The following is a 24,946-nucleotide window of genomic DNA, read 5'->3' on the forward strand; positions in this document are numbered from 1 at the left end:
TTCAGGCGCGGGACGTCGTGTCCTCCGAGCGCGGGCCGCGCAGCCGGTCACGTAGCTCGTCGAGGTCCCGGACGAACCAGAAACCCCTCCCGCGGTTGCCCTCGCGGACCAGGTCGCGCAGCGCGTCACCGGCGGCTGTGTACGCGGCGATGTCGCCGACGACGGCCAGGCCGACGCCGTACTGCGCGAACTTCTGCGCGAACTCGCCCGCAACGCCCGTCCGCAGCCGGAAGGAGTCCTCGTCGAGGCGCCCGAAGGGAACGGCCGCCCAGGAGGCTCCGAGGCCCAGTGCCGCGCCGATGACGTCGAGGGCGCCACGGCCGTCGCGCAGCGCCGGACCCTCGCTCGAGCAGAGCAGTACCGGCACGCCGTTCATCTCCTCGACCCCGTCGGTGTCGGCGACCTGCGTCATGAGGGCTCCTCCACCACTGCCCCGAGCAGGCTCAGGGTGCTCGCGACGCGCTCGAGCCCGCCCAGGAGAATGACCTTCAGGACCGCCCGCTCCTCGTCGTAGACGGTCTCGATGCGCAGCGGCGCACCGTCCTGCGGCGGTGAGACCATCGCGGCCCCGAGGACCGAGCTGATCCGCGACACCGTCTCCGGACTGGCAGCTTCCACCTGCACGATCGTGGTCGCCTCCGCGCGCCGTGTGCGGCGGGCGCTCTCACGCGCGCTTCTCGCCGCCGGACGGCCCGTGAACGCCTCGAGGTCCTCGGCGGCGATGCGGTACTGCTTTCCGACCCGGGTGCCCTTCAGCTTTCCGTCGCGTACGTAGCCACGCACCGTCTTCACGTGCAGGCCGAGCAGCTCGGCCACCTGGTCCACGGTGTAGAGGCGAGCGTTCTCCATGATCACCCTGTCTGGCTTCTTTCTGAGCATGCTTCCCTAATCTTCCCTGAACGGTAGCAGATGGGGAGTGATAGAGGAGGATGAGGAACGATGTGCCCATGCGGGCGCGGTGCGATGCGCACGCCTGCGCAGGTCGTCCGCCACGTGGAAGGATCACGGCCCATGACCGCGAGCGCGAGCGTGACGAGGCGGGCGTACGAGGGCCCGGACGATCTGCGTGCGATGCAGGAGCTGACGAGCCGCACCTGGTCGGCCGCGAGCACGTACCACGTCGGCGACCTGGCCTGGGGCCGCTTCATGTTCCCGCCCGAGCGGGCCGACTGGCCCGGGGCCCTGTGGGAGGCGGCCGGCGGGCGGGTCGTGGCCTGGGGCTGGGCGCACTTCCCGGACGATCTGCGGATGGAGGTCGATCCGGCCCACCCGGAGCTGATCGACGAGGTCCTGGACTGGTTCGACGCGCACGATCCGGGCGGCCCGCGCGAGATCGTCGTGCTCGACGCCCGGACCCGGCTGCGCGCCGCGCTGACCGCCCGCGGCTACCGGCAACAGACCGATGACGAACCGCACTTCGCCCACCACATCCGCCCGCTCGCCGGCCTCCCCGCCGTCCCGGCGCTCCCCGCCGGCTTCACGGCACGCGCCGTACGCGGCGTAGGCGGTGAGGCGGACGAGGACGAGCTGGAGCGGCGCGTGGCGGTGCACCGGGCCGCGTGGAACTCGACCGGGGTCACGGTCGGTTCGTACCGTGCGGTCAGGGCGTCCTGGCCCTACCGTCCCGAGCTGGACCGGGTGGTCGAGGCGCCCGACGGCAGCTTCGCCGCGTCCTGCCTGATCTGGTACGACGACACGCACCGCACCGGCCTCGTCGAACCTGTCGGCACCGCGCCCGGCTTCCGGCGCCGCGGCCTGTCCCGCGCGGTGTGCCTGGCCGCGCTTCACGCGCTGCGCGACGCGGGGGCGAGGGACGCGGTGGTCTGCCCGCGCGGGGACGCGGGATACCCCGTGCCCCGAATGCTCTACCGGAGCCTCGGTTTCCGGCAGTACGCGCGGACGTACACCTACTCGCGGTAGTACTCCCCGGGCTCCCCGTCCGCACTCATCCCGTGGATGAGCAGACGTTCCTTGCCCTGGAAGCGGTCGGCGCGCAGGTACTGCGCGGGAAGGGGCGAGCACTCGGGGTCCCAGGAACCGGAGTCCGGCGTCTGCGGCCCGATGATCAACGGGCCGCCGACACCGCCCAGCACAGCCGTGCTCGCACAGTTGACGGTGCCGTCGACCGGTTGACCGGTGTCCGGGTCGGTCCTCGGGTACGAGTCCTCGAAGCGCACGAGAGGCGCGCCCACGGGGCCCTGGGTGATGGTGACCGTGTTGTCGAACGTCTCGCCCTGATCGCCGCCGGAGATCTCGTCGAAGTGCTGCTTCCACCTGCCCACGAGTTCGGCGGGTACGACCTGCGGACCGGTCTTCGCCCTGCGGAAGGTCGCGGAGACGGCTCCGGACGTCCACTGCATGACGTCAGGGGAGCGCACGCTGAGGGTCTGGTGCGCGGCGGGCAGGCACTGCTTGGCCGGGACGCCGGTGGTCACGTCGCTCTCGCCGAAGACGATCCCGTCGTCGTCCGCCGAGACGAGAACCGACCGGCCCATGCACAGCCGTTCGCCCGTGACCTGGACGTACACGGCCGTCTTGCGGCCCTTCCTGCCCTGGCTGATCTCGATGCGGCCGGTCGACCTGGGGTGCTCGTCGGTGCCTTCGAGCACTCCCTCCCAGGCGCCGATGAACACGTCCGGTACGTCGCCGCCCTGGTCCTCGCTCTTGTCTCCGCCGCCTGAGCCCTCCGTGGGCTTGTCGCTGTCGTTGCCCCTGGGCTTCTCGTAGGACTCGGGAGCCTGGTCCGGCCAGAGCGCCCTGGCCGCCACGCCTCCGCCCGCGAGCACTGCCACCGCGGACACGACGGCGAGGACGGTACGCCACCCCCACCGCCGCCGTACCCCCGGCAGGGGCCCGTCGCCCGGAGCGGTGGCCTCGCCCGGCACCGGCGTGTCCGCGTCGAGCAGTTGCGCCGCGTGCGCCCCGAGCCGGGCCAGCAGCGCGGGCGGCAGCCAGGCGTCACCGCGGCCAGGTGCGGTACGCGCCAGTTCGGCGGCGGTGGGCCGCCGGGCCGGGTCCTTGTCCAGGCAGGCCCGTACGAGCGGGCCGAGTTCGTCCGGCACCCCCTCGAGGTCGGGCTCGTCGTGCGCGATCCGGAACAAGACGGCGTGGACGCCGCTGTCGCTCGCCCCGAACGGCTGCCGTCCGGTGACCGCGTACGCGAGCACCGCACCCACGCAGAAGATGTCCGACGCCGGGGTGACCTTCTCGCCCCGCACCTGCTCGGGAGACATGAAGCCGGGCGAACCGACCACCGCTCCGGTGCTGGTGAGCCCGCCGTCCGTGACCGTGTCCACCGCGCGCGCGATCCCGAAGTCGATGATCCGCGGGCCGTCCACGGCCAGCAGGATGTTGGACGGCTTCAGATCGCGGTGCACGAGCCCGGCGGCGTGAATGTGGTCCAGGGCCCGTCCGAGCCCGGCCGCGAGGGTGTGCACCGAATCGGCGGGCAGCGGTCCGTGGTCGTCCACGACGGTCCGCAGCGACGGCCCCGGTACGTACGCGACCGCCACCCAGGGCGCGTCGGACGCCGTGTCGGAGTCGATCAGGGGCGCGGTCCCGTCCCCGCCGACCCGTTCCAGCGCGGCCACTTCGCGCGCGAACCGCAGCCGGAACTCCCGCTGTGCGGCCAGCTCCGCGTGCACGACCTTCACGGCGACCGTGCGCCCGCCCTCCGACCGGGCGAGATACACACGGCCCATTCCGCCGGAGCCGAGCCTGCCGAGAAGTCGGAACGGACCGATGGCGCACGGGTCTTCGGGCATCAGCGGATCCACGGCGGGATCCTCGCACACCGCACCCGGCGGTGACCGTCCCCGGCCGGAAGCCGTCCCCGGCCGGAAGCCCTCCCCGGCCGAAGTCCGCCACCATCGCGACAATCATGGTCTAGACCCTTGACAGGTCCAGACCATTCCCGGTTCAGTGCTCAACACGCCCCATGGCAACACCCTTTGCACCTCCCACGGCTCCGAACCCCCCACAGGGAAAGGTCGATAACGTTGTCACGACGCATCGTGAGCTTGTTCGCCGCCTTCGCGGCGATCCTCGGATTCGCGGTCTTCCTGCCCGTCTCCTCCGCTGCGGCGGCCGCCTGTGCCGCTGCCTGGAACTCCTCCGCCGTGTACACCGGCGGCATGGTCACCTCCCACAACGGCCACAACTGGCAGGCCAAGTGGTGGACCCAGGGCGAGACGCCCGGCACTACCGGTGAGTGGGGCGTCTGGGCCGACCAGGGCACCTGCGGCACGGGCGGCGGCGATCCCGGTCCCGGCCCGTCCCCCTCCGGTTTCGTCGTCACCGAGGCGCAGTTCAACCAGATGTTCCCGAACCGGAACGCGTTCTACACGTACAGCGGGCTGACCGGGGCGATGAGCGCCTACCCCGCCTTCGCGAACACCGGAAGCGACACGGTGAAGAGGCAGGAGGCCGCGGCCTTCCTCGCCAACGTCTCGCACGAGACGGGCGGCCTGGTCCACATCGTCGAGCAGAACACCGCCAACTACCCCCACTACTGCGACGCCGGCCAGCCCTACGGCTGTCCGGCCGGCCAGGCCGCGTACTACGGTCGCGGCCCGATCCAGCTCAGCTGGAACTTCAACTACAAGGCCGCGGGTGACGCCCTCGGCATCGACCTGCTGAACAACCCGTGGCGGGTCGAGCGCGAGTCGGCCGTCGCCTGGAAGACCGGCCTCTGGTACTGGAACACGCAGAGCGGCCCCGGCACGATGACCGGCCACAACGCCATGGTCAACCAGGCGGGCTTCGGCCACACCATCCGCTCCATCAACGGCTCCCTGGAGTGCGACGGCAAGAACCCGGCGCAGGTCCAGAGCCGCGTCGACAACTACACACGCTTCACGCAGATCCTGGGTGTGCCGACGGGCGGCAACCTGTACTGCTGATTCCCTCGTTCCCCTGATTCTCCTGATTCCCCTGGAACGCGGGCGGGGGCGGTGCGGCGGCGGCCGTACCGCCCCCGCCCGTCGTTCACGCGGTGGCCGGTCCCAGCGCGAGCGAGCCGGCGGCCGGCACCAGGAACAGGCCCGGGTACGGGATGTGGGAGTACCGGCGAGCACGCGCGACGGTGATGACGGCGCCGGCGAAGTACAGGACGAGGCCGGTCGCCGCAGCGACCCCGACGGCCGGTGAGGCAAGGCCGGCAAGGAGCCCGAGCGCACCCGCCGCCTTTGCCGCCCCCAAGGGATGGATCCATGCGTGCGGGACGCCGTACTCGGACATGTTGCCGAGAAGCGGCCGTCGACACCGATCCGGTCGTCCGGGACTTCGTCCGCTTATGCCTGGACACCATGAGCGACCGTCGGGGCCAGGGAGGAGTGTCTTCCGGATCAGGCCCAGGCCGACGACGGCGATGGCGGACGGACCGGCGCCGACGGTGGTCGTGGCGATGTCGTCCTGTCCGTGGCGTCGATCACCGTCACGATGTGCGTCTCCTGACCGGCCGCCGCGTCCTGTGCGGAGAGCTCTGAGGCTGGTGGGTGCGGCCCCCTGACCGGCGGTGCCGGCCGTGGCTGATCGGCCACCCTCGGCCGCCTTGAGGCGTTTCGGGCCCTGGCCATGCAGCCTCGGCCGAGGGAGTGGTCACGCTCCGGGCCCGACCGGCGGCGCCGAGCGGGCCCGGTGGGGCGTGCCGTGCCGTCAGTCGTCCAGGTTCGGCAGGTTCAGCGCGCGCAGGCGCTCCGGGTCGGCCAGGATGTCGAGCTGGACGACCTTGCCGCCGGAGACGGTGAAGGCCATGACCGCGGCCGCCTTGCCCTCGGGCAGCGAGACGATGCCGGGCACACCGTTGACGAGCGCAACCCGTGCGTACGGCGAGAACCGCTGGTACATGAGTGCCTGACCGGCCACCGTCTCCGCCCCGCGCACCACCTTCGACGCGCCGAGCGCCAGGACGCCGCCGTCCACCCGTAGGACGACGTCCGGGTCGAGCAGCGAGACGAGGGCCTCGAAGTCGCCTCCGCGCGAGGCGGCGATGAAGGCGTCGACGACCTCCCGCTGCCGGGCCTGATCGGCGTCGGGCGCAGGGCCCGCGTCCTGCACCCGCCGCCGCGCCCGGCTCGCGAGCTGCCGGGCCGCCGTCGGCGTACGCCCCACGACGGGCGCGATCTCGTCGAAGGACACGGCGAACATGTCGTGCAGGACGAACGCGAGCCGCTCGGCCGGCGACAGCGTGTCCAGCACCACCAGCATCGCCAGCCCGACGGAGTCGGCGACGAGCGCCTCCTGCTCCGGGTCGGTACCGCTGATGCCGCTGACGACCGGGTCAGGTACGTACACGCCGAGCGGATCCAGCGGATCCTCACGCCGCGACGTGCGCGAACGCAGCATGTCCAGGCACACGCGGCCCACAACCGTCGTCAGCCACCCCGCCAGGTTCTCCACGTTGCTCGTGTCCGAGCGGCTCAGCCGCAGCCACGCCTCCTGGACGGCGTCGTCGGCCTCGGCGAGCGAGCCGAGCATGCGGTACGCCACCGAGCGCAGATGGGGCCGGTTGGCCTCGAAACGTTCCGCCAGGAACTCGCTGTTGTCCATCCGACCCATTCTCCCGTCGCAGTCCTTCGTTGCCATGACGCATCAAACCGACCGGATGCGACCGTAGCGATCATCACCCCGACGAGTGATCTGTGTGGGGGTACGGAGGTGGACGGCGTGCGCTTTCACGCCGCTGTTCCGGACAAACCGCAGGTCGGCGGTGGCCCGGTTTCCGGGCTCGGATCTCGAACTCCGGCTCGGGGCAGCGCAGTCGGCATGTGGCCCCGGATCTCCGCCTCATGCACCGCATGACGGGCGGACGGCACCGGCCCCGTCGTCACCCAGGCGACGGGTCGGCAGGCGGTCCACTTCCCGCTTCCGGCGGGCTGTACCACCCACCGCCGCCGGCCGCGTGAGGTGAGCCGGTTCAACGCCGCCTCGGGCCACATCAGTTATGTGCCCGTTCCCGCTCTCCGCGGCCGGACCTGGCCGTCGGCCTGGTGTTCCTCGCCCGGTGACAGGGGAACGGCCGAGGCCGCTCAGGTCGTTGCGCTCGACGAGGCCGGTGAACGCGTACGTCGCCGGAATCGCCGGGGGAGCAGGGAGAGTTGGCGTCCAGTCCAGCGTCATCGGACCGGACGGGGTCCGGGGGCACCGCTCATCGAGATACGGCGTTCACCTGCGCCGCGGTGGAGGGCTTCTCCCGGACCCTGGCGGCGCAGCTCGGTCCCCACGGTGTGCGCGTCATCTGCCTGCGCTCGGCCGGATCGGTGGAGTCGATGCCGGACGTGCTGGAGAGGCGCGCCACCCGCGCCGGGGTGACGCGTGACGAGTTTGTCGCCTTCCTCGCGGACAGGACGCTGCTGAAGCGTCTGCCCTCGCTCGCCGACGTTGCCGACGTTGCCGACGTCGGCAACGTCGAGGCGCCGGACTGCGCCGGACTGCGCCGGACTGCGCCGGTGCTATCACCGGGGCGGTCCCCGACGTGACCTGCGGCAGGGTGGTCGACTGACGGGCGTCGCGGCCGCGCCGCGCCGGGGCAGGGCAGGGCCGGGCCGGGGCAGGGACCGGGCCGCGCCGCGCCGGGGCAGGGGCGGGGCAGGGACCGGGCCGCGCCGCGCCGGGGCAGGGGCGGGGCAGGGACCGGGCCGCGCCCGGACCGCATTGTCAGACCCCCCTCGTAGCGTCGTGGGTGAGGGCCTGGACCGGCCGGGTCCCTTCGGGAACGGGGAGCCGTCGTGGGTGAGATCAGTGTGGGCAGGCAGCACCTGGACCGGCTGCTGGCCGACAGCGCGAGTGCGCCGGGTGCGTCGGGGACGTACGGGGTTCCCTACCAGCAGGCGTTCGCACGGCTCGCCGCGTCGCACCGCGGCCGGCCGGTGACCGAGATCCTGCCGCTGCTGCGCCGGGCGGCCGACGAAGCCCTGCTGGGGTTCACGCACGCAGATCTGCGCGAACAGGCGGAAGCGATCAGCACCGGCCGGCCCTACGTCCTGCGCGTCACCGTCACCTGACCGAGGACGGGGCTGCGGCCGCGCGGCGGACCCGCAGGACGTTGTCCTTGCGGGTGCCGGGCCGGCCGTCGGGCGCGGTCAGGTCGCGGCTGACGACATCCTCGACCTCGACGTGCCACTCGTCCGGGGCGAGGCCGAGGGAGTCGAGGACCTCGCGGGTGGTGGGGAAGTGGTGGTCGAAGGGCGGGGTGTCCTGCCACGACGGCCAACCCGCGTGGCCGGTGATCAGCAGCACCCCGCCCGGCGCGACGGCGTCGGCCGCGCGGCGCAGGATCTGCTCCCGCTCGCCCGGCGTCGCCACGGGGGAGTGCAGGAACTGGGCCGAGACCAGGTCGAAGACGCCTGCGGGGAACGACTGCGACAGGTCGTGCCGCTGCCAGTCGATCCGCTCGGCGAGCCCGGCCCCGGCCGCGCGGGCGGCGCCGCGGCGCAGCGCGGTCCCGGACACGTCGACGGCGGTGACCTGCCAGCCGCGCTCGGCCAGCCACATCGCATCGGCACCTTCGGCACACCCGAGATCCAGCGCGGTGCCCGGCGTCAGGGCGCCGACTTCCCGCACCAGCAGCCCGTTGGGCTTCCCACCCCGGCCCCCGGCACCGCCCCCGGCCCCGTCGCTCTCCTGGTAGAAGCCCTCCCAGTACTGCTGAGCCGTGCTCTTCGGTGAGGCGTCGGTCATCGCTCGGTCTCCCTCGTCGGCCGGACCTGTTCGTCCACGACCCTGCGCCCGCGCTCCCGGCCTTGACAAAGATGTTTGCCGGGGTGGCAAATGAGCGGTACGGCCGATCTCGTCAGGGCAAGGGATGCGCTGCGCCGGCGCCCGCTCCGGCCGAAGCCACGGGGACCGAGCGTCGTCGCGCTGCTCATCACGGTCGTGCCTTCGGCGCGACGTGCGACGCGGTTCTGGTGGATGGCTCCGGGTCCGGTCCTGGTGGTGGCTTCTGCGATGTGCTGCATCTCCATCGAGCAGTGGCGACGAAATTCCGTGCCGAGGCGAGCGCGGCGGAACGGGAGACGGCCGCACACGGCTGGTCGTTTTCGGATCCGCCGAGGCCGCACCCGGCCGCGAGGCCCCGCAGGTGGGAAAATGACCGGCATGGGCCAGGCCCTCGTAACGCTGTTCCTCAGCGGCGACGTCATGCCGGGCCGGGGTGTCGACCAGATCCTGCCGCACCCCGGTGACCCGGAGCTGCACGAGGGGTACATCCGCGACGCCCGCGACTACGTCGCCCTCGCGGAGGCCATCAACGGGAAGATTCCGCAGCCTGTGGACTTCGTCTGGCCCTGGGGCTCCGCCCTGGACGTGCTCGACGACGCCGCGCCCGACGTACGCGTCATCGACCTGGAGAGCAGCATCACGACCAGCGACGACTTCGCGCCCGGCAAGGCCGTGACGTACCGGATGCACCCCGCAAATCTGCCCTGTCTGGCCGCCGCCCGGCCCGACGTCTGCGCCCTGGCCAACAACCATGTCCTCGACTTCGGGCGCCAGGGCCTCGAGGAGACCCTGGACGTGCTGCGCGAGGCCGGTCTGGGCCCGGCGGGGGCGGGGCGGAACGGCGAGGAGGCGCGGCGGCCGGTGGCGGTGGCCACGAGAGGCGGGGGACGCGTACTCGTCCTGTCGTGCGGGATGGCGTCCGCCGGGGTGCCGTCGCGCTGGGCGGCGGGGGAGCGGCGGCCCGGAGTGGACTTCGTACCCGACCTCTCGGTCCGCAGCGCCGACGCCCTCGCACGGCGGCTTGCGGCGGTGCGGAAGGAGGGTGACCTGGTGGTCGTCTCGATCCACTGGGGGTCGAACTGGGGCTACGACGTCTCGCAGAGCCAGATCACCTTCGCGCGGCGGCTCGTCGACGGCGGCGTGGACGTCGTCCACGGGCACTCCTCGCACCACCCGCGGCCCGTCGAGGTGTACCGGGGCAAGCTCATCCTCTACGGCTGCGGCGACCTCATCGACGACTACGAGGGCATCTCGGGCTACGAGCGCTACCGCGACGACCTGCGGCTCATGTACTTCCCGGCGCTGGACGCGGCCACGGGCGAGCTGGCGCGTCTGCGGATCGCGCCGATGCAGGCCCATCAGATGAAGTTGCGGCACGCGTCGACGGCGGACGCGGGGTGGATGTCCGAGGTGCTGAGCAGGGCGGGGCGGGCGTTCGGGACGCATGTGGAGCCGGAGCTGGGCGGAGACGGATTCCTGACGCTGCGCTGGTCCAGGCGGAGTTGAGGGCGGCAGGTCCTGAAGGGTCTTGTAGGTCAGGAACTGGCCCAGTCCCTTCGTACGGTGGAAGCCGGTCCCGATCACCGTCCGCCGGGGTCGGTCCGAGCCGGGTCAGTCCGACCCGGACCGGTCCGGCCCCGTCACCGAATCCATCGCCGCGCCGAGCCTCTCCAGCACCCGTACCGTCTCCGCGAAGCCCTCCTCGCCGAGCTGGTCCGCGAGGCGGGCGGCGAGGTCCGCGTGCACGGGGTCGATCCTGTCGATCGCGGCCCGGCCCTCCGCAGTGGGGCGGAGGAGCTTGGCGCGGCGGTGGGCCGGGTTCGGTACGTACTCGGCGAGCCCCTTGTCGACCAGCAGGTCCGCGATCCGCTGCACGCTCTGTCGGGTGATGCCCATCGCGCGGGCGATCCCGGCGACGGGCAGCGGCTCGCCCAGCACCGCGCCGAGGACCTGCCACCACGCGGCGGTCAGCCCGGCCGGGCGGGCCAGTTCCTCGGCGACGGAGAGGAACTGGCCGTTCAGCCGGAAGACGCCCAGCGCGGTGGCGCTGAGCAGATCCTGCTGCTCCCGGCTCATGCGTTGAGCTCTTCGAACGCGGCCGGGTCCGAGTCGTGGAACAGCCGGTACCAGGCGTCCAGCCGGCCGCCCTCGAACGCGCCCAGCTTGCCGAGCACCTCGCGCGCGAACGCGACGGGCTCGGTCGGCCCGGCCGTGATGAGGTCCCCGTCGGTGACGGCGTCGGTGTCGACGTAGTGCTCACCGCCCTTGTAGCCGGTGGCCGCGAGGTAGAACGACACCGCGCTGGTGTGCTTCCGCTCGTCGAGCAGGCCCTCTCTCGCCAGACCGGCCGTCGCGCCGCAGATCGCGGCGACGGGCACACCGGCCTCCAGGAACTGCCGTGCCTTGCGCGCGAACGGAGCGAGGTCGTCCCCGCCGTCCCACAGGTCCGCGCCGGTGAGGATCAGCAGTGCGCTGTCCTCCGGCTTCACGTCGTCGAGCGCGAGGTCGGGCTGAATGCGCAGCCCGCCCAGGGTGGTGACGGGCTTGTCGGCGGCCGGTCCGACCGTGCGGACGGGGTGACCGCTGCGGGCGAGAAAGGCGGTGGCGTGGCCCGTCTCCCAGTCGGCGAAGGTGTCGTAGACGGCGAGATGGACGGTCTTGCGGGGCGTCGTGCGGGTGGGCGTGGTGTCCATGGTGACCTCCTGAGCGCGGTGCGTCCCGTCAGCGGATGACAGAAGACTGTCATGACGACAGCATGCTGTCAATCGATACTGACCATCGTCTCCGTCGTCACCCCGTCGTTCCCCATCGGCCCCTCTGGCCCCGCGAGACCTCGGGAGTCACCACGAGTCCTCGGCGAGTCACCACGAGCCCGGCGATCCCCCGACACCTTGCCGACCAAAGTGGCCGAGGCCATACAAGGTGGCCATGTCGGCTCCCACCTGCGCGTCCTTAACCTGTTCGCCATGACCCCTCATGTCGAACCCGATCCGCAGACCGGCGCTGCAGTCAAGGCCGCCGACCGTGCGCACGTCTTCCACTCATGGTCCGCCCAGGGCTTGATCGACCCGCTCGCCGTCGCCGGCGCCGAGGGTTCGTACTTCTGGGACTACGACGGGAACCGCTACCTCGACTTCACCAGCGGCCTCGTCTACACCAACATCGGCTACCAGCACCCGAAGGTCGTCGCCGCGATCCAGGAGCAGGCCGGCCGCCTCGCCACCTTCGCGCCCGCGTTCGCCGTCGACGTACGCTCCGAGGCCGCACGCCTCATAGCCGAGCGCACCCCCGGCGACCTCGACAAGATCTTCTTCACCAACGGCGGCGCCGAGGCCGTCGAGAACGCCGTCCGCATGGCCCGGCTGCACACGGGGCGCCCGAAGGTGCTCTCCGCCTACCGCTCGTACCACGGCGCCACCTCCACCGCGATCAACCTGACCGGCGACCCGCGCCGCTGGCCCTCCGACACCGCGTCCGCCGGCGTCGTCCACTTCTGGGCGCCGTTCCTCTACCGCTCGCCCTTCTACGCCACCACCGAGGCGGAGGAGTGCGCGCGGGCCCTCCAGCACCTGGAGGACACGATCGCGTTCGAGGGGCCGCAGACGATCGCCGCGCTCGTCCTCGAGACCATCCCCGGCACCGCCGGCATCATGACCCCGCCGCCCGGCTACCTCGCGGGCGTCCGCGAGATCTGCGACCGGTACGGCATCGTCTTCGTCCTCGACGAGGTCATGGCGGGCTTCGGACGGACCGGCAAGTGGTTCGCCGCCGAACACTTCGACGTCGTACCCGACCTGATGACCTTCGCGAAGGGCGTCAACTCGGGGTACGTGCCGCTCGGCGGCGTCGCCATCTCCGCCGAGATCGCGGCGACCTTCGACAAGCGGCCGTACCCGGGCGGACTCACCTACTCCGGTCACCCGCTGGCCTGCGCCGCCGCCGTCGCGACCATCCAGGTGATGGAGGACGAGAAGGTCGTCGAGCACGCCGCCCACATCGGCGAGACCGTCCTCGGCCCCGGCCTGCGCGACCTGGCCGAGCGCCACCCGTCGGTCGGCGAGGTGCGCGGCCTGGGTGCTTTCTGGGCCCTCGACCTCGTACGGAACAAGGAGACGCGCGAGCCGCTCGTTCCGTACAACGCGGCGGGCGAGGCGAACGCCCCGATGGCGGCCTTCGGCGCGGCCTGCAAGAAGAACGGCCTGTGGCCCTTCATCAACATGAACCGCACGCACGCCGTACCCGCCTGCAACATCAGCGAGATCGAGGCAAAGGAGGGCCTGGCGGCCCTTGACGCGGCCTTGGCGGTCGCCGACGACCACGTGGCGTAAGCCTCATCCACAGGCTGTCAAAAGGCCCCTCCGGCTGGCTTAAGGTGTCCCGAAACCCGGACGGAGGGGCCGACGCCATGCCCGCGAGCGCAACTGTGACCCGCAACACCCTGCGGCAGCAGATCGCGGACGCGCTGCGTGACGAGGTGCTCGCCGGGCGCCTCCAGCCGGGCCAGGAATTCACGGTGAAGGAGATCGCCGCCATGTACGGGGTGTCTGCGACCCCCGTCAGGGAGGCGCTCGTCGATCTCACGGCGCAAGGGCTGCTCGACTCCAACCAGCACCGCGGTTTCCAGGTGCACCGCTTCTCGGTGGAGGACTACCGGGGCATGGTCGAGGCCCGCTCGCTGATCGCGGAGGGCGTCTTCCGTGCCGACGGCGCACCGCGCGCCAACGCGACGCACGGTCCCGCCCTCGTCTCCGTGCGCCGCCGGGCCGAGGAGGCCTCGCGAGCCGCCCGCTGCGGGGAGCTGGACGTCCTGATCGGATACGACCTGCGGTTCTGGCGGGAGCTCGGCATCCTCGTCGCCAACCCGTACATCGCGGAGTTCCTGCACCGGCTGCGCATGCAGGCCTGGGTGTTCGCCGTGCCGCGTCTGCGCACCGAGCCCGACCTCAAGGCCTGGCTCTGGGGCGGCCACGAAGACCTGGTGGACGCGATCACCCTCGGCGACGCCCGGACGGCGCGCGCCGTGATCGTGGCGCACCACGAGCACGCCCTGCGGTGGGCGGACCGGCTGGAGCAGCAGACGCTGTGATCGCGCGTGGGGACCGCGGGCCGCGACACGCAGTGACCGCGGGCGGCGACGGCGCGGGGGCCATGGGCCGCGACGGGGCCGGGACGATGCGCTCCGACGGGACGGGGATCATGGGCCGCGGTCGTGCGCCGCGGTCGTGCGCGGTGATCGCGCCGGGATCGTACGCGGTGGTCGCGCGCCCGGGACCCGCTCCGGATCCCGCCCCCGACCGCTGACTGTGCGGGTCGGCCTCCTGGCACTACGCTGTCCCGACCATCGCCAACCCTGCACGACCCCGATGGAGAGCGAGCCCGTCTTGGCCTGTGACCTGTGGCTGGTCCCCCTCGTCGATGTGCTGTGCCACAGCCCCGACAATCCGTTCGCCGAAGAGATCGCGTCGTACGACAAGGCCCTCACCGAGGCCGGTCTGCCCACCATTCCCGTCTTCGCCTACATGCCGGGCCTGTCCGGCGATGTCGCGCCGGTCGCGGGCTTCGACTACGACGCCCTGCACTTCCTGCGCCGGGCGTACCTGCTCCAGCTGTGCGGCCTGCCGGTGACGCCGGTCGACGAACTGGGCGGTGACTACGAGCAGCTCCTCGAGATGTTCGAGTCGACGGCCCAGCAGTCCCATCTCGTCTGGCACTACGACCACGCGGGCGCGTACGTGCCCGTCGACTTCCAGGCCCCCCTGACGAACGAGGAACTCCTCGCGGGCGGCGGCCCCCTGGGCTCCTCCCAGGGTCTTCTGCGTGAACTCGAGGTCGTGGCCCCCGCGATCGGCATCGACTCCGCCAACCCTCCCTCCGCCCCAGCCCCTCCGGCCCACCCCACCTCCCTGGAGGAACCGGCGGGCCCGATCCCGTACGACGAGAGTCCCTTCGCCCGCGAACGCCATGTCTGGCTGGGCCTGCACGCTGCGGCCACCCGCAGCCTCGGCCAAGGGTCCATGATCATATTCAGCTGATCCGTCGCGATCTCGCCTTCGCTTCGGCCCACTTCGCTCGTAGACACTGCCCACCGCTTGGTAGGCAGTGTCGACGAGCGAACACGACGTGGGTCTCCGAGACCGCTTGGTGGCAGTCGGTGTCGACCTGGTCGCCGCGGAAGCGTGCAGGCCCTGTCCCTGCGCGAGATCGCCCGCCGGGCGGGGGTCTCGCACGGCGCTCCGCGCCGCTACTTCCCGACACACCTGGCCCCGCTGTCCGCCATCGTGCGCCAGGGCTTCGCCGACCTGGCCGACAGGGCTGCCGCGACGCGGTCCGGTTCGAGGACGGATGTGCCGGCCGCCGGGTGGGCGCCGTGCGCAATAGAGCCCTCGTGCCTCCCAGCCGGAGTCACGCCGGCGGAGCGAGGAGGCGTTGCCCCACCCGGGCGACGGCTAGCGCGGCTCCGGCGGGCGCTGGCGGGGCATGTTCGGCCGCGTCGGCGGGGACAAGGGGAAGCGACCTGCCTGGTGGCCCGACTCCGGGCGGGCCGGGGGCGACGCCAGCGACTGCATCACCAGCGGCGCCGGGCCGGACCGGAACTCCACCATCCAGTCCGCCGTCTCCGCCCGTACGAGTTCCGTGATGTCCTCCGAGAAGCGCCGCAGCACCCCGAGACACCGCTCGGCCGCCTCGCTCGCCGTGCCCTCCGTCGGGCCGAGCACCTCGCGGACGCTCTCCGACGCCCAGTCGAACTGGAGGGCCTGAAGGCGGCGCTGCACCGCCTGCGCCGTGGCGACGCCCCTTATCCAGCCCGACGTCAGCCCGAAGTACCGGTCGCAGGCCAGGCAGGCCGCACCCAGCAGCAGCGAGAGGTAACCCCAGCCCGCGGCGCCCGTCAGTACGTCCGTCAGGTCGAGGAGCGGCAGCGCGGCACCCGCGATGCCCCCCACCGCCGTACCGACGCGCAGCGCGCGGGCCCAGCGGCGCTTGCGGGCGCGGTCGGAGAGGTACCACTCCGCCGTCCGCAGCGCGTTCGCCTCGACCCAGCGGTACAGCTCGTCGAGGCGCTCCGCCGGCTCGCCCCAGTCCCCGAGGGGGAACGGCCGTCCGGTCAGGTCACCCTGCAGGTCGCCCTGCGTCGCCTCCCGGTCCGGGGCGCCCCCGTTCCGAGAGACCCCGCTCTCTTCCCGGGCCGACCCCCCAGGCTGCATCTCCGGCTGACTCACCGGGGCACTCCTCTGCGCTCTACGCGACTGCTGTGCGTGACTGCTGTGCGTGACTACGTACGTAACCCTGCTAACCCTGCGTGACGTGCGATGCGCGCGTGGGTTCTGGTGCGCAGGGTCTTCCTACCGCCGAATGGTGGGCCGCGGGGACGAAATCCCGGTATTTCCGCCCGCAAGGGGGTCCCTCTCAGGTAGGGGGAGGACGGTGGCTCTCACTCGAAAGAGTTGGTGTCGACCGGGCGGGGCGAGGCGCCCCGTGACCACGTAGGCTCGGTTTACCGAACTTTCGTCGTCGAATTGCCAGGAGTGACCGTGATTCCCGGTGGTGGTCAGCCCAACATGCAGCAGCTGCTGCAGCAGGCCCAGAAGATGCAGCAGGACCTCGCCCGGGCGCAGGAGGAGCTTGCGGCGACGGAGGTCGACGGCCAGGCGGGCGGCGGTCTCGTCAAGGCGACCGTCACCGGCTCCGGGGAGCTGCGCGCGCTCGTCATCGACCCCAAGGCGGTGGACCCCGAGGACACCGAGACCCTCGCCGATCTCGTCGTCGCCGCTGTCCAGGCCGCGAACGAGAACGCGCAGACGCTGCAGCAGGAGAAGCTCGGCCCGCTCGCCCAGGGCCTCGGCGGTGCCGGCGGCAGCGGGATCCCGGGGCTGCCCTTCTGACCGGTCTGCCGACGGCCTGTCGGCGACCTGTCGGCGGACCTTCTGACGGGTCTCCCTATCTAAGGCGCACCGGCAGCTACTACCGTAACGAGCGAAGCACACCGAGAGAGGCGTTCCGTTGTACGAAGGCGTGGTTCAGGACCTCATCGACGAACTGGGCAGGCTGCCCGGCGTCGGTCCCAAGAGCGCGCAGCGGATCGCCTTCCACATCCTCCAGGCCGAACCGACCGACGTCCGCCGCCTCGCCCACGCCCTCCTCGAGGTGAAGGACAAGGTCCGTTTCTGCGCGGTGTGCGGCAACGTCGCACAGCAGGAGCAGTGCAACATCTGCCGGGACGCGCGCCGCGACCTCGCGGTCATCTGCGTCGTCGAGGAGCCCAAGGACGTCGTGGCGATCGAGCGGACGCGCGAGTTCCGCGGTCGGTACCACGTCCTGGGCGGCGCGATCAGCCCGATCGAGGGTGTCGGCCCGGACGATCTGCGGATCCGTGAACTGCTCGCGCGGCTCGCGGACGGCGCGGTCACCGAGCTGATCCTGGCGACCGACCCCAATCTCGAGGGCGAGGCCACGGCCACGTATCTGGCGCGCATGATCAAGCCCATGGGACTGAAGGTGACGCGCCTCGCCAGCGGACTTCCCGTTGGCGGCGATCTCGAATACGCCGACGAGGTCACGCTCGGGCGTGCCTTCGAGGGGAGACGACTTCTCGATGTCTGACGCAACGCTCCACTCCGCCACGCAGGACCCGGACGACTTCGCGGTCCAGATCGCCGACTCGATCGAGAGCTTCATCGTGGCCACCACGGAAGTGGCGAGGGGCGACGAGCCCGACAGCGCGGTGCCCTTCCTGCTCCTGGAGGTCTCCCAGCTGCTGCTCGCGGGCGGCCGGCTGGGCGCGCACGAGGACATCCTCCCGGACGAGCGGTACGAGGTGGACACGGGCCCGGACCTGGAGGTCGACGACCTGCGCGAGCGGTTCGCCGAACTGCTCGACCCGGTCGACGTCTTCTCGGAGGTCTTCGACCCGTACGAGCCCCGCAAGGCCCCGGTCCCGTGCCGGATCTCCGACAACCTCGCGGACATCGTCAGCGACCTCGGCCACGGTCTGGCCCACTACCGTGCGGGCCGCACCACCGAGGCGCTGTGGTGGTGGCAGTTCTCGTACTTCTCCAACTGGGGACCGACGGCATCCGCGACCCTGCGCGCCCTCCAGTCCCTCGTCTCCCACGTCCGCCTCGACCAGCCCCTCCAAGAGCTGGACGGCCTGGACACGGACGAGGACCTTCCGGACGACGACCTCGCGGAGGAGGCGGGTCGCGTCATGGCGGAGGAGATCGCAAGACCGCTGGGGCTGCGGAAGGTGCGCACCGCCCAGTGAGGCGGCGGCCCGCTCCGACGCGGCGGGCGCCGTAGCAGAAGCGATACGTTCCGCCTGCTCCCATGGCGGCCCGGCACCGCTACGTTGACGATCCTTCGACATTCAACGTCGGTGCTGGGCTCTGGGGAGTGGACGACGTGAGACGTACGTACGAGGCAACCGCCGCCGCCGCGATCGTGGTGGCGGCACTGCTGTCAGGGCTGCTGTCAGGGTGCGGCCCCGAGTCGTCCCCGGCGGGCGCCGCGGCCTCCGTCCCGGCCCGGCCGTCCGAGTCCCCGACCCTGCCGCTGACCCCGGGGCCCACGCCCCCGCTCTCGGCGACGCCGCAGGCCGGTCCGTCCGGGTACGAGGGCTCCGCCACGCCGTCCGCCGCGCCCGCCTCACCCACGCCGGCCGCGACGACCGTGCGCACGCCCCCTCCCCGGCCGACCGAACTGACCATGTTCGCCTCCACGCAGGGCGGCAGGATCGACCTGGTGCGGGGCGGCCCCGCCAAGGAGTTCACCGTCTCCGTCCACAACGGCAACACGCGCACGTACGCCGAGGTCGCCGTGGCCTTCCAGATGGAGATCCTGGAGAGTGGGGCCCCGGACCCCGCGCCGCGCCAGAACGGCTTCGTCGTCGAGCGCCGCAACCCCGCGACGGGCCGCTGGACCGATGTCGAGCTGCGCGTCGCCAACGACGTCCAGCCGCTGTGGCTCACCGCCACCGGCAACTCCCTCGCGCTCGAAGCCTCCCGTGTCGAACGCTTCCGCATCCGCGCGATCGCGGAAGGGCCCCAGGGCTCCACGCCGCTCATGATCGAGCTGGTGGACGCCACGGCACCCGAGGACGCGTTCGAGACCGCCTTCCTGAGCCGTACGAGGCTGATGGTCAGCGCGAAGAACTAGCGCCGCGTGCCTCCGGGCCCTGCGGGGCATCGCCGGGCGTCCCCTGACCGCTCCGGACGGAGCCGGACCGCGGACGTGGGTGCGCGGACGCGGACACGCCGCTGGATGTGAACCGGCCCACACTCCGCGTACCTCCGTCCGGCGCGGGCAGGTGCGAGCCCGAGCGACCAGGAGCGCCTTGCCCCGCGCGGGCCGCCACCCGACGCGGATGATCACTTGGTGAGCGGGACATCTCACGATGTGATACAGGCGGGGTGTTCCTGGCTCGCTCGTTAAACTGAGCCGACCGCAGTAACGACTGCGGCACAGACCGAGCGAGGAGCGCACGTGGGCCTTGTCGTGCAGAAGTACGGAGGTTCCTCCGTTGCCGATGCCGAAGGCATCAAGCGCGTCGCCAAGCGAATCGTCGATGCCAAGAAGAACGGCCACCAAGTGGTCGTCGTGGTCTCGGCGATGGGCGACACGACGGACGAGCTGATCGATCTCGCCGAGCAGGTATCCCCGATCCCTGCCGGGCGCGAGTTCGACATGCTGCTGACCGCCGGAGAGCGGATCTCCATGGCCCTGCTGGCGATGGCGATCAAAAACCTGGGTCACGAGGCCCAGTCGTTCACCGGCAGCCAGGCAGGCGTCATCACCGACTCGGTCCACAACAAAGCGCGCATCATCGATGTCACGCCGGGCCGCATCCGGACGGCGCTGGACGAGGGCAACATCGCCATCGTCGCCGGCTTCCAGGGCGTCTCCCAGGACAAGAAGGACATCACCACCCTCGGCCGCGGCGGCTCCGACACGACCGCCGTCGCGCTGGCCGCCGCGCTGGACGCCGAGGTCTGTGAGATCTACACCGATGTGGACGGTGTCTTCACCGCCGACCCCCGGGTCGTGAAGAAGGCCCGCAAGATCGACTGGATCTCCTTCGAGGACATGCTGGAGCTCGCCAGCTCCGGCTCCAAGGTGCTGCTGCACCGCTGCGTCGAGTACGCACGCCGTTACAACATCCCGATCCACGTCCGCTCCTCCTTCTCGGGGCTGCAGGGCACCTGGGTCAGCAACGAACCGCAAGGGGACCGCAAGGTGGAGCAGGCCATCATCTCCGGTGTCGCCCACGACACCTCCGAGGCGAAGATCACCGTCGTCGGCGTGCCGGACAAGCCGGGCGAGGCCGCCGCGATCTTCCGTACCATCGCGGACAACGAGATCAACATCGACATGGTGGTGCAGAACGTCTCCGCCGCGTCGACGGGTCTCACCGACATCTCCTTCACCCTCCCCAAGACCGAGGGGCGGAAGGCGATCGACGCGCTGGAGAAGACCAAGACCGCCATCGGCTTCGAGTCGCTCCGCTACGACGACCAGATCGCCAAGATCTCGCTGGTCGGCGCGGGCATGAAGACCAACCCGGGCGTGACGGCGTCGTTCTTCGAGGCGCTCTCCGACGCCGGGGTGAACATCGAGCTCATCTCGACCTCCGAGATCCGCATCTCGGTCGTCACGCGCGCGGACGACGTCAAGGAGGCCGTCCAGGCCGTCCACACCGCCTTCGGGCTGGACAGCGACTCCGACGAGGCCGTCGTCTACGGAGGCACCGGACGGTGACCACGGGGCACCGCAGCCCTGCGGTCGCACGACGGGTCGCACGATGAACGGCAAGCCGGCGCTCGCGGTCGTCGGCGCGACCGGGGCCGTCGGCGCGGTGACGCTCCAGATCCTGTCGCAGCACGCCGACATCTGGGGCGAGATACGGCTCGTCGCCTCGCCGCGCTCGGCCGGCCGCAAGCTGGCCGTGCGCGGCGAGGAGACCGAGGTCGTCGCGCTCTCCGAGGAGGCGCTGACGGGCATCGACGTCGCGCTGTTCCTGGTGCCGGCCGAAGTGGCCGCCCAGTGGGCCCCGATCGCCGCCGCCAAGGGCGCGGTCGTCGTGGACAATTCAGCCGCTTTCCGGCTGGACCCGGACGTTCCGCTCGTTGTGCCCGAGATCAATCCGCATGCCGTACGGGTCCGTCCGCGCGGCATCGTGGCGAGCCCCGGCTGCACCACGCTCGCCATGATCGTCACGGTCGGCGCGCTCCACGCCGCATTCGGCCTGGACGAGCTCGTCGTCTCCGCGTACCAGGCCGTCAGTGGGGCCGGGCGCGGCGGCGTCGACGCGCTGCGTGCGCAGCTCTCGCTGGTCGCGGGTACGGAACTGGGCACGAACCCCGGTGACGTGCGTCGTGCCGTCGGCGACAGCACGGGCCCCTTCCCCGCCCCGATGGCCCTCAACGTGGTGCCGTGGGCCGGTGTCCTCGGCGAGGGCGGCTGGTCCTCCGAGGAGCTCGCGATCCGGGCCGAGACCCGCAAGGTTCTCGATCTGCCGGCGCTCCGGGTCTCCGCGACCTGTGTACGTGTGCCGGTCGTCACCACGCACTCGGTGTCCGTGCATGCCCGCTTCGAGCGGGAGGTGAGCGTCGACCACGCCCACGAGATCCTTGCGACCTCGCCGGGTGTGGTGCTCTTCGACGACCCTGCCGCGGGCGAATTCCCCACGCCCGCCGATGTGGTGGGTACCGACCCGACATGGGTGGGGCGGGTCCGGCGGTCCATGGACGACCCCCGGACACTCGAGCTCTTCGTGTGCGGCGACAATCTGCGGAAGGGTGCCGCGCTGAACACGGCTCAGATCGCCGAGTCCATCGCCGGTGCCCTCGCCGGCGTCACGGCAGGAGAATTCTGAGCGCCGGACTTCGTAGATCTTTGTAGGATCTGTGAACACCCTGTGGGCAAGTCGCTTGCATGTACCACTTGAACTGGGGTGATGGCATGTTCGACGATGCTTTCCCGCCACTCTGCAACCAGCGGACGGGTGGAAGGCGTCTTTGCGGTTGCCCCTTCACGGTGCCGCGATAAATGGGGCATTGGGGAAGAGCGGGTACGCATGAGGGCATACGGTGCGCGGTCAAAAGCCGTTGCGCGCGCGTACAACCCTGACGGGGGGAAGCGTGTCCAACAGGCGTGGCAGAGGTACTCGACATCACAGCGGTGGTCCCGGCCCGCTTCGGCGTGGGCGGACTTCCGGCACACGCCGTCGGCGTGGCACCGGTGCGTGGCGCTGCGGTGCGACCGCTCCGGCGGCCCCGCACTCCCGGCGGCATGCCGGTGATCGCCCCCATGCCCGCCGCGCGTAACACCCGCATACCGTCCCAGCGCGAGAGCGCCGACGACATGACGGTCGCGGGCACCACCGTCGACCACCTCACCGAGACCTACCGCGCCCACTACCGGTCGCTGCTCGGTCTCGCGGCACTGCTGCTCGACGACACCGCGTCCTGCGAGGACGTCGTCCAGGAGGCCTTCATCCGCGTCCACTCGGCGCGCAACCGCGTCCGGGACCCGGAGAAGACCCTGGCGTACCTCCGCCAGACCGTCGTCAATCTGTCGCGCTCCGCGCTGCGCCGCCGCATCCTCGGGCTGAAGCTGCTCTCCAAGCCGATGCCGGACATGGCGAGCGCCGAGGAGGGCGCGTACGACCAGCTGGAGCGCGACGCGCTGATCAAGGCGATGCGCGGGCTCCAGCGGCGCCAGCGAGAGGTTCTCGTCCTGCGGTACTTCGCGGACATGACCGAGGCTCAGGTCGCCGAGACGCTGGGCATATCGCTGGGCTCGGTGAAGGCGTACGGCTCGCGCGGCATCGCAGCGCTGCGCGTCGCCATGGGGGCCTCGGCATGAACAGGCATGAGCATGAGCACGAACTTGGGCCGGATCGCGAACCCAGGCATGATCGTGAGCAGGAAACTGAGCTGTACGGGCCGGACGGGCCGTTGAACGACCGGACTGGGAACGGAATTGTGAGCAACGGGCCGCTGGGCGGTTTTGAGGAAAAGCGCGCCAAGGGCGACGTGCCCGACGGGCGCGACACGCACGACGGGCACCACGGGGACGACGTGCGGGTCGCGCGTGCCGGGCACGACGTGCGTGGTGGGCACGACGAGGAGCCGGGCGGCGACGTGCTCGCTGACGCGCTCGGCGGCGACGAGCCGGCCCTTCGGCGGCTGCTCCAGGGCGCCGTCGAGGACCTCGCCCCGTCCGAAGGGGCCCTGGACCACCTGCGCAGGGCGGTGCCCGCGCGGCGCGCCCGTAAGCGGCAGGCCCTCGTCGGCCTGGCCGCCTCGGTCATCCTGCTCGGTACCGCCATCCCCGCCTTCGTCCATGTCGCGAGCTCCGGAGGCGTCTTCGAGGACCGCCCCGTCAACGCGGGACACGGCGAGCACGCCCAGGGCGGCACGGGCACCGAGACCGGTGAGGACGCGGGCGAGAAGGGCGGCGACAGCCCCTCCGGGCAGCAGCCCGGAACCCCGGGCCGCCTCGAGGAGTCGGAGAAGCCCGAGGAACCGGGCAGCGAGGCGTCGGACGAGACGCCCGGCGCCCCGGCCGACCCCGCCGAGAGCATCCCCGCCACGACGCCCACATGCGAAGGCACTCAGCTCGGCGTGGACAAGACGGAGATAGGCGCACCGGACGCCGAGGGCAAGGTGTACGGCACGTTCCGCATCGCCAACGTCTCAGGCACCGCCTGCGCGGTCACCGGTCCCGGTTCGGTCGGTTTCCAGACGCAGGGCGCCGCCGATCCCGCGAAGATCAGCGTGGTCGAGCACACGACGGGCGACGCCGCGACCGGACTGCCCGACCCGAGCGCCCAGGCCGGCGCGGTGCTCCTGGAGCCGTCGACGTCGTACGAGGTGATGTTCGCCTTCGTCCCGTCGGAGACCTGTCCCACGACCGGTCCTTCGCCCGACCCGTCGCCCACGGAGGGCGGATCGTCGGGCACGACCGACGGCACGGGCGCGACCACCACCGAGACCCAGTTCGTCGCGGAGGACGGTGGCACGGCGGACGGCAGCATCGCGGTCTCGCACACCCCGGAGGCCGGTGCTCCGAACGTCTCGGCGACCGTTCCGAACGCGTGCGCAGGCACGATCTACCGCACGAGCGTCCTGAACCCGTCGTCGTAGGCGTCGCGTAGCACGTCGTCGGGGTGGGACTGGGACGCGTCCCATAGCACTCCACGGGCCGCAGTCGACGCGGCCTGCCCCGCTTTCTGTACTTGCGCGCCCGGATGCTGGTGCGCGCGCCCTCCGGCCGAACGCGCTACGCCGGGTCCAGGCCGAGCGGCGTTGCGCGGGGTCCAGGCCGAGCGGCGTTGCGCGGGGTCCAGGCCGAGCGGCGTTGCGCGGGGTCCAGGCCGAGCGGCGTTGCGCGGGGTCGAGGCCGAGGCGCATTATGCCGGGTCGAGGCCGAGCGCCTGGTCCTTCGCCGCCTCCGCCTCGCGGCGTGCGAAGCGGAACCACATGAACAGCACGAAGCCCGCGAAGGCGAACCACTCCAGCGTGTAGCCGAGGTTCTGGAACGCCTTCAGATCCAGCGTGCTGCCCTGCGGCGCGGCGGCCGGTACCGCCTTCATCCCGTCCGACGCGGTGGTGAGCGTGATCCACGCGTCATACACGTCGTCCGGCACCAGATTGACCAGCGACGCCGCGCTGATCATGCCCACCTGGCCGCGCGGCAGCCCGCCCGCGGTGTTCACCCCCTCGGTGCTCGACGTCTCCGACGCCTGCAGGGCGCCGGTCACCGTCACCTCACCTGCGGGTGCGGCGGGCGGCGTCCCTCCGGCGGGCAGCCAGCCCCTGACGACGGGCAGTGCCTTGCCGCTGTCGGTGCGCAGCAGCGTCAGCACGTACGAGCCGCGCTTCCCGTCCAGCTGCCGGTCCGGCACGAGGAACTGCTCCCCGTACCGCCCGGTCGCCGAGGCCCGCCGGCCCGACGTCTCCTTGTCGACGGGCAGCAGCTCGTCGAGCGGGGCGGCGGCCCGCTTGCCCGCCTCCGGCCGCTCCTCGGCGGCCCGGTGCGTGTCGACGCGGTCCTCGAACCGGCCGAGCTGCCAGGTCCCCATGAAGAGACAGAAGGGGATGCTCAGCACGACGAAGACGTTGATCCCCCACCAGCGGGGAGTCAGCAGGAACCGGTACACCCCTCCACGGTACGGAACGCCCCCGTTTACTCCTCTCCCGGGTCTCCCTCTCCCGTCAGGCGCCCCTCG

General features: G+C 71.6%; 26 protein-coding genes and 1 pseudogene. 17 read left to right on the forward strand and 10 right to left on the reverse strand.

From position 1 onward, the window contains the following. Position 1: 1 nt before the first annotated feature. Both ACWCP0_RS10680 and ACWCP0_RS10685 read right to left on the reverse strand, forming a co-directional pair. Positions 2-412: a DUF4180 domain-containing protein gene (locus tag ACWCP0_RS10680; RefSeq protein ID WP_451078480.1), complete on the reverse strand. Its 411-nt coding sequence runs from the start codon at positions 410-412 to the stop codon at positions 2-4. Continuing rightward, positions 409-849 carry a helix-turn-helix domain-containing protein gene (locus ACWCP0_RS10685; RefSeq protein ID WP_451078481.1) on the reverse strand — a complete coding sequence of 147 codons (441 nt, stop codon included), beginning with the start codon at positions 847-849 and terminating at the stop codon, positions 409-411. Before ACWCP0_RS10685 ends, ACWCP0_RS10680 begins: the two co-directional genes overlap by 4 nt. A 162-nt stretch (positions 850-1,011) precedes the next feature. On the opposite strand from ACWCP0_RS10685, the gene ACWCP0_RS10690 reads away from it, so the two are divergent. After that, on the forward strand, positions 1,012-1,920 hold the full coding sequence (locus ACWCP0_RS10690) for a GNAT family N-acetyltransferase (protein ID WP_451078482.1): 909 nt from the start codon (positions 1,012-1,014) through the stop codon (positions 1,918-1,920). On the opposite strand, the gene ACWCP0_RS10695 is transcribed toward ACWCP0_RS10690, so the two are convergent. After that, entirely contained in the window at positions 1,908-3,776 is a 1,869-nt protein-coding gene (locus tag ACWCP0_RS10695) for a serine/threonine-protein kinase (protein ID WP_451078483.1), read from the reverse strand. The genes ACWCP0_RS10690 and ACWCP0_RS10695 overlap by 13 nt on opposite strands. Positions 3,777-3,998: 222 nt before the next feature. Between ACWCP0_RS10695 and ACWCP0_RS10700 the strand changes: the two genes are divergently transcribed. Beyond that, the gene (locus ACWCP0_RS10700) at positions 3,999-4,901 is read left to right on the forward strand and encodes a glycoside hydrolase family 19 protein (RefSeq protein ID WP_451078484.1); all 903 of its coding nucleotides are present in this window, start codon (positions 3,999-4,001) and stop codon (positions 4,899-4,901) included. 85 nt (positions 4,902-4,986) lie between these two features. Here the strand turns inward: ACWCP0_RS10700 and ACWCP0_RS10705 are convergent, their stop codons facing one another. Both ACWCP0_RS10705 and sigJ read right to left on the reverse strand, forming a co-directional pair. Continuing rightward, on the reverse strand, positions 4,987-5,238 hold the full coding sequence (locus ACWCP0_RS10705; RefSeq protein WP_451078485.1) for a DoxX family protein: 252 nt from the start codon (positions 5,236-5,238) through the stop codon (positions 4,987-4,989). 417 nt (positions 5,239-5,655) lie between these two features. Continuing rightward, positions 5,656-6,549 carry an RNA polymerase sigma factor SigJ gene (sigJ, locus tag ACWCP0_RS10710; protein ID WP_451078486.1) on the reverse strand — a complete coding sequence of 298 codons (894 nt, stop codon included), beginning with the start codon at positions 6,547-6,549 and terminating at the stop codon, positions 5,656-5,658. Positions 6,550-7,178: 629 nt separating this feature from the next. Between sigJ and ACWCP0_RS10715 the strand changes: the two genes are divergently transcribed. Further along, positions 7,179-7,478 carry a hypothetical protein gene (locus ACWCP0_RS10715; RefSeq protein WP_451078487.1) on the forward strand — a complete coding sequence of 100 codons (300 nt, stop codon included), beginning with the start codon at positions 7,179-7,181 and terminating at the stop codon, positions 7,476-7,478. Between the two features lie 249 nt (positions 7,479-7,727). Beyond that, positions 7,728-8,003: a hypothetical protein gene (locus ACWCP0_RS10720; protein ID WP_451078488.1), complete on the forward strand. Its 276-nt coding sequence runs from the start codon at positions 7,728-7,730 to the stop codon at positions 8,001-8,003. On the opposite strand, the gene ACWCP0_RS10725 is transcribed toward ACWCP0_RS10720, so the two are convergent. After that, positions 7,996-8,679, reverse strand: coding sequence for a class I SAM-dependent methyltransferase (locus tag ACWCP0_RS10725; protein WP_451078489.1), 684 nt, complete (start codon positions 8,677-8,679; stop codon positions 7,996-7,998). The genes ACWCP0_RS10720 and ACWCP0_RS10725 overlap by 8 nt on opposite strands. 417 nt (positions 8,680-9,096) lie before the next feature. Here ACWCP0_RS10725 and ACWCP0_RS10730 point away from each other — a divergent pair, with 417 nt between their 5' ends. Beyond that, positions 9,097-10,224, forward strand: coding sequence for a CapA family protein (locus ACWCP0_RS10730; RefSeq protein WP_451078551.1), 1,128 nt, complete (start codon positions 9,097-9,099; stop codon positions 10,222-10,224). Between the two features lie 105 nt (positions 10,225-10,329). Here the strand turns inward: ACWCP0_RS10730 and ACWCP0_RS10735 are convergent, their stop codons facing one another. Together ACWCP0_RS10735 and ACWCP0_RS10740 are read right to left on the reverse strand one after the other, a co-directional pair. Continuing rightward, the gene (locus ACWCP0_RS10735) at positions 10,330-10,794 is read right to left on the reverse strand and encodes a MarR family winged helix-turn-helix transcriptional regulator (protein WP_451078490.1); all 465 of its coding nucleotides are present in this window, start codon (positions 10,792-10,794) and stop codon (positions 10,330-10,332) included. Next, entirely contained in the window at positions 10,791-11,411 is a 621-nt protein-coding gene (locus ACWCP0_RS10740) for a DJ-1/PfpI family protein (RefSeq protein ID WP_451078491.1), read from the reverse strand. The genes ACWCP0_RS10735 and ACWCP0_RS10740 overlap by 4 nt, the downstream gene beginning before the upstream one ends. A gap of 273 nt (positions 11,412-11,684) precedes the next feature. On the opposite strand from ACWCP0_RS10740, the gene ACWCP0_RS10745 reads away from it, so the two are divergent. From ACWCP0_RS10745 to ACWCP0_RS10760, 4 genes and pseudogenes are all read left to right on the forward strand, one after another. Beyond that, on the forward strand, positions 11,685-13,046 hold the full coding sequence (locus tag ACWCP0_RS10745; protein ID WP_451078492.1) for an aminotransferase class III-fold pyridoxal phosphate-dependent enzyme: 1,362 nt from the start codon (positions 11,685-11,687) through the stop codon (positions 13,044-13,046). A gap of 77 nt (positions 13,047-13,123) precedes the next feature. Beyond that, positions 13,124-13,804 carry a GntR family transcriptional regulator gene (locus tag ACWCP0_RS10750; protein WP_451078493.1) on the forward strand — a complete coding sequence of 227 codons (681 nt, stop codon included), beginning with the start codon at positions 13,124-13,126 and terminating at the stop codon, positions 13,802-13,804. 295 nt (positions 13,805-14,099) lie between these two features. After that, positions 14,100-14,750, forward strand: coding sequence for a hypothetical protein (locus tag ACWCP0_RS10755; RefSeq protein ID WP_451078494.1), 651 nt, complete (start codon positions 14,100-14,102; stop codon positions 14,748-14,750). Between the two features lie 67 nt (positions 14,751-14,817). Next, positions 14,818-15,038: pseudogene (locus ACWCP0_RS10760) on the forward strand (TetR/AcrR family transcriptional regulator); the annotation flags it as partial. A 126-nt stretch (positions 15,039-15,164) separates the two neighbouring features. Here ACWCP0_RS10760 and ACWCP0_RS10765 read toward each other — a convergent pair. After that, a complete protein-coding gene (locus ACWCP0_RS10765; protein ID WP_451078495.1) occupies positions 15,165-15,938 on the reverse strand; it encodes an SLATT domain-containing protein in 774 nt (257 codons plus the stop codon). A gap of 312 nt (positions 15,939-16,250) precedes the next feature. Between ACWCP0_RS10765 and ACWCP0_RS10770 the strand changes: the two genes are divergently transcribed. From ACWCP0_RS10770 to ACWCP0_RS10805, 8 genes are all read left to right on the forward strand, one after another. After that, entirely contained in the window at positions 16,251-16,601 is a 351-nt protein-coding gene (locus ACWCP0_RS10770) for a YbaB/EbfC family nucleoid-associated protein (protein WP_351229760.1), read from the forward strand. 118 nt (positions 16,602-16,719) lie between these two features. Then, entirely contained in the window at positions 16,720-17,319 is a 600-nt protein-coding gene (recR, locus tag ACWCP0_RS10775) for a recombination mediator RecR (RefSeq protein WP_242328889.1), read from the forward strand. Continuing rightward, positions 17,312-17,980 (forward strand): DUF5063 domain-containing protein, encoded by a 669-nt coding sequence (locus tag ACWCP0_RS10780; RefSeq protein WP_451078496.1) that lies wholly within the window; start codon positions 17,312-17,314, stop codon positions 17,978-17,980. Before recR ends, ACWCP0_RS10780 begins: the two co-directional genes overlap by 8 nt. A 137-nt stretch (positions 17,981-18,117) precedes the next feature. After that, complete coding sequence (locus ACWCP0_RS10785; protein ID WP_451078497.1) at positions 18,118-18,870, forward strand: hypothetical protein; 753 nt, start codon at positions 18,118-18,120, stop codon at positions 18,868-18,870. Between the two features lie 327 nt (positions 18,871-19,197). Beyond that, positions 19,198-20,469, forward strand: coding sequence for an aspartate kinase (locus ACWCP0_RS10790; RefSeq protein WP_451078498.1), 1,272 nt, complete (start codon positions 19,198-19,200; stop codon positions 20,467-20,469). A gap of 43 nt (positions 20,470-20,512) precedes the next feature. Continuing rightward, positions 20,513-21,586: an aspartate-semialdehyde dehydrogenase gene (locus tag ACWCP0_RS10795; protein WP_451078499.1), complete on the forward strand. Its 1,074-nt coding sequence runs from the start codon at positions 20,513-20,515 to the stop codon at positions 21,584-21,586. Between the two features lie 278 nt (positions 21,587-21,864). Continuing rightward, complete coding sequence (locus ACWCP0_RS10800) at positions 21,865-22,578, forward strand: SigE family RNA polymerase sigma factor (protein WP_451078500.1); 714 nt, start codon at positions 21,865-21,867, stop codon at positions 22,576-22,578. A 119-nt stretch (positions 22,579-22,697) separates the two neighbouring features. Continuing rightward, positions 22,698-23,861: a hypothetical protein gene (locus ACWCP0_RS10805; protein WP_451078501.1), complete on the forward strand. Its 1,164-nt coding sequence runs from the start codon at positions 22,698-22,700 to the stop codon at positions 23,859-23,861. A gap of 266 nt (positions 23,862-24,127) precedes the next feature. On the opposite strand, the gene ACWCP0_RS10810 is transcribed toward ACWCP0_RS10805, so the two are convergent. Further along, positions 24,128-24,877, reverse strand: coding sequence for an SURF1 family protein (locus tag ACWCP0_RS10810; RefSeq protein ID WP_451078502.1), 750 nt, complete (start codon positions 24,875-24,877; stop codon positions 24,128-24,130). Between the last annotated feature and the right edge of the window lie 69 nt (positions 24,878-24,946).

This window comes from Streptomyces sp. NPDC001970, from assembly GCF_053594115.1.

What these genes read in the sequence shown, in the direction of transcription:
- ACWCP0_RS10745 (WP_451078492.1), top strand. Translation starts at nt 11,685, where the DNA reads ATGACCCCTCATGTCGAACCCGATCCGCAGACCGGCGCTGCAGTCAAG.
- ACWCP0_RS10690 (WP_451078482.1), top strand. Translation starts at nt 1,012, where the DNA reads ATGACCGCGAGCGCGAGCGTGACGAGGCGGGCGTACGAGGGCCCGGAC.
- ACWCP0_RS10725 (WP_451078489.1), bottom strand. Translation starts at nt 8,679, where the DNA reads ATGACCGACGCCTCACCGAAGAGCACGGCTCAGCAGTACTGGGAGGGC.
- ACWCP0_RS10795 (WP_451078499.1), top strand. Translation starts at nt 20,513, where the DNA reads ATGAACGGCAAGCCGGCGCTCGCGGTCGTCGGCGCGACCGGGGCCGTC.
- ACWCP0_RS10780 (WP_451078496.1), top strand. Translation starts at nt 17,312, where the DNA reads ATGTCTGACGCAACGCTCCACTCCGCCACGCAGGACCCGGACGACTTC.
- ACWCP0_RS10680 (WP_451078480.1), bottom strand. Translation starts at nt 412, where the DNA reads ATGACGCAGGTCGCCGACACCGACGGGGTCGAGGAGATGAACGGCGTG.
- sigJ (WP_451078486.1), bottom strand. Translation starts at nt 6,549, where the DNA reads ATGGACAACAGCGAGTTCCTGGCGGAACGTTTCGAGGCCAACCGGCCC.
- ACWCP0_RS10685 (WP_451078481.1), bottom strand. Translation starts at nt 849, where the DNA reads ATGGAGAACGCTCGCCTCTACACCGTGGACCAGGTGGCCGAGCTGCTC.
- ACWCP0_RS10730 (WP_451078551.1), top strand. Translation starts at nt 9,097, where the DNA reads ATGGGCCAGGCCCTCGTAACGCTGTTCCTCAGCGGCGACGTCATGCCG.
- ACWCP0_RS10735 (WP_451078490.1), bottom strand. Translation starts at nt 10,794, where the DNA reads ATGAGCCGGGAGCAGCAGGATCTGCTCAGCGCCACCGCGCTGGGCGTC.
- ACWCP0_RS10740 (WP_451078491.1), bottom strand. Translation starts at nt 11,411, where the DNA reads ATGGACACCACGCCCACCCGCACGACGCCCCGCAAGACCGTCCATCTC.
- ACWCP0_RS10750 (WP_451078493.1), top strand. Translation starts at nt 13,124, where the DNA reads ATGCCCGCGAGCGCAACTGTGACCCGCAACACCCTGCGGCAGCAGATC.
- ACWCP0_RS10705 (WP_451078485.1), bottom strand. Translation starts at nt 5,238, where the DNA reads ATGTCCGAGTACGGCGTCCCGCACGCATGGATCCATCCCTTGGGGGCG.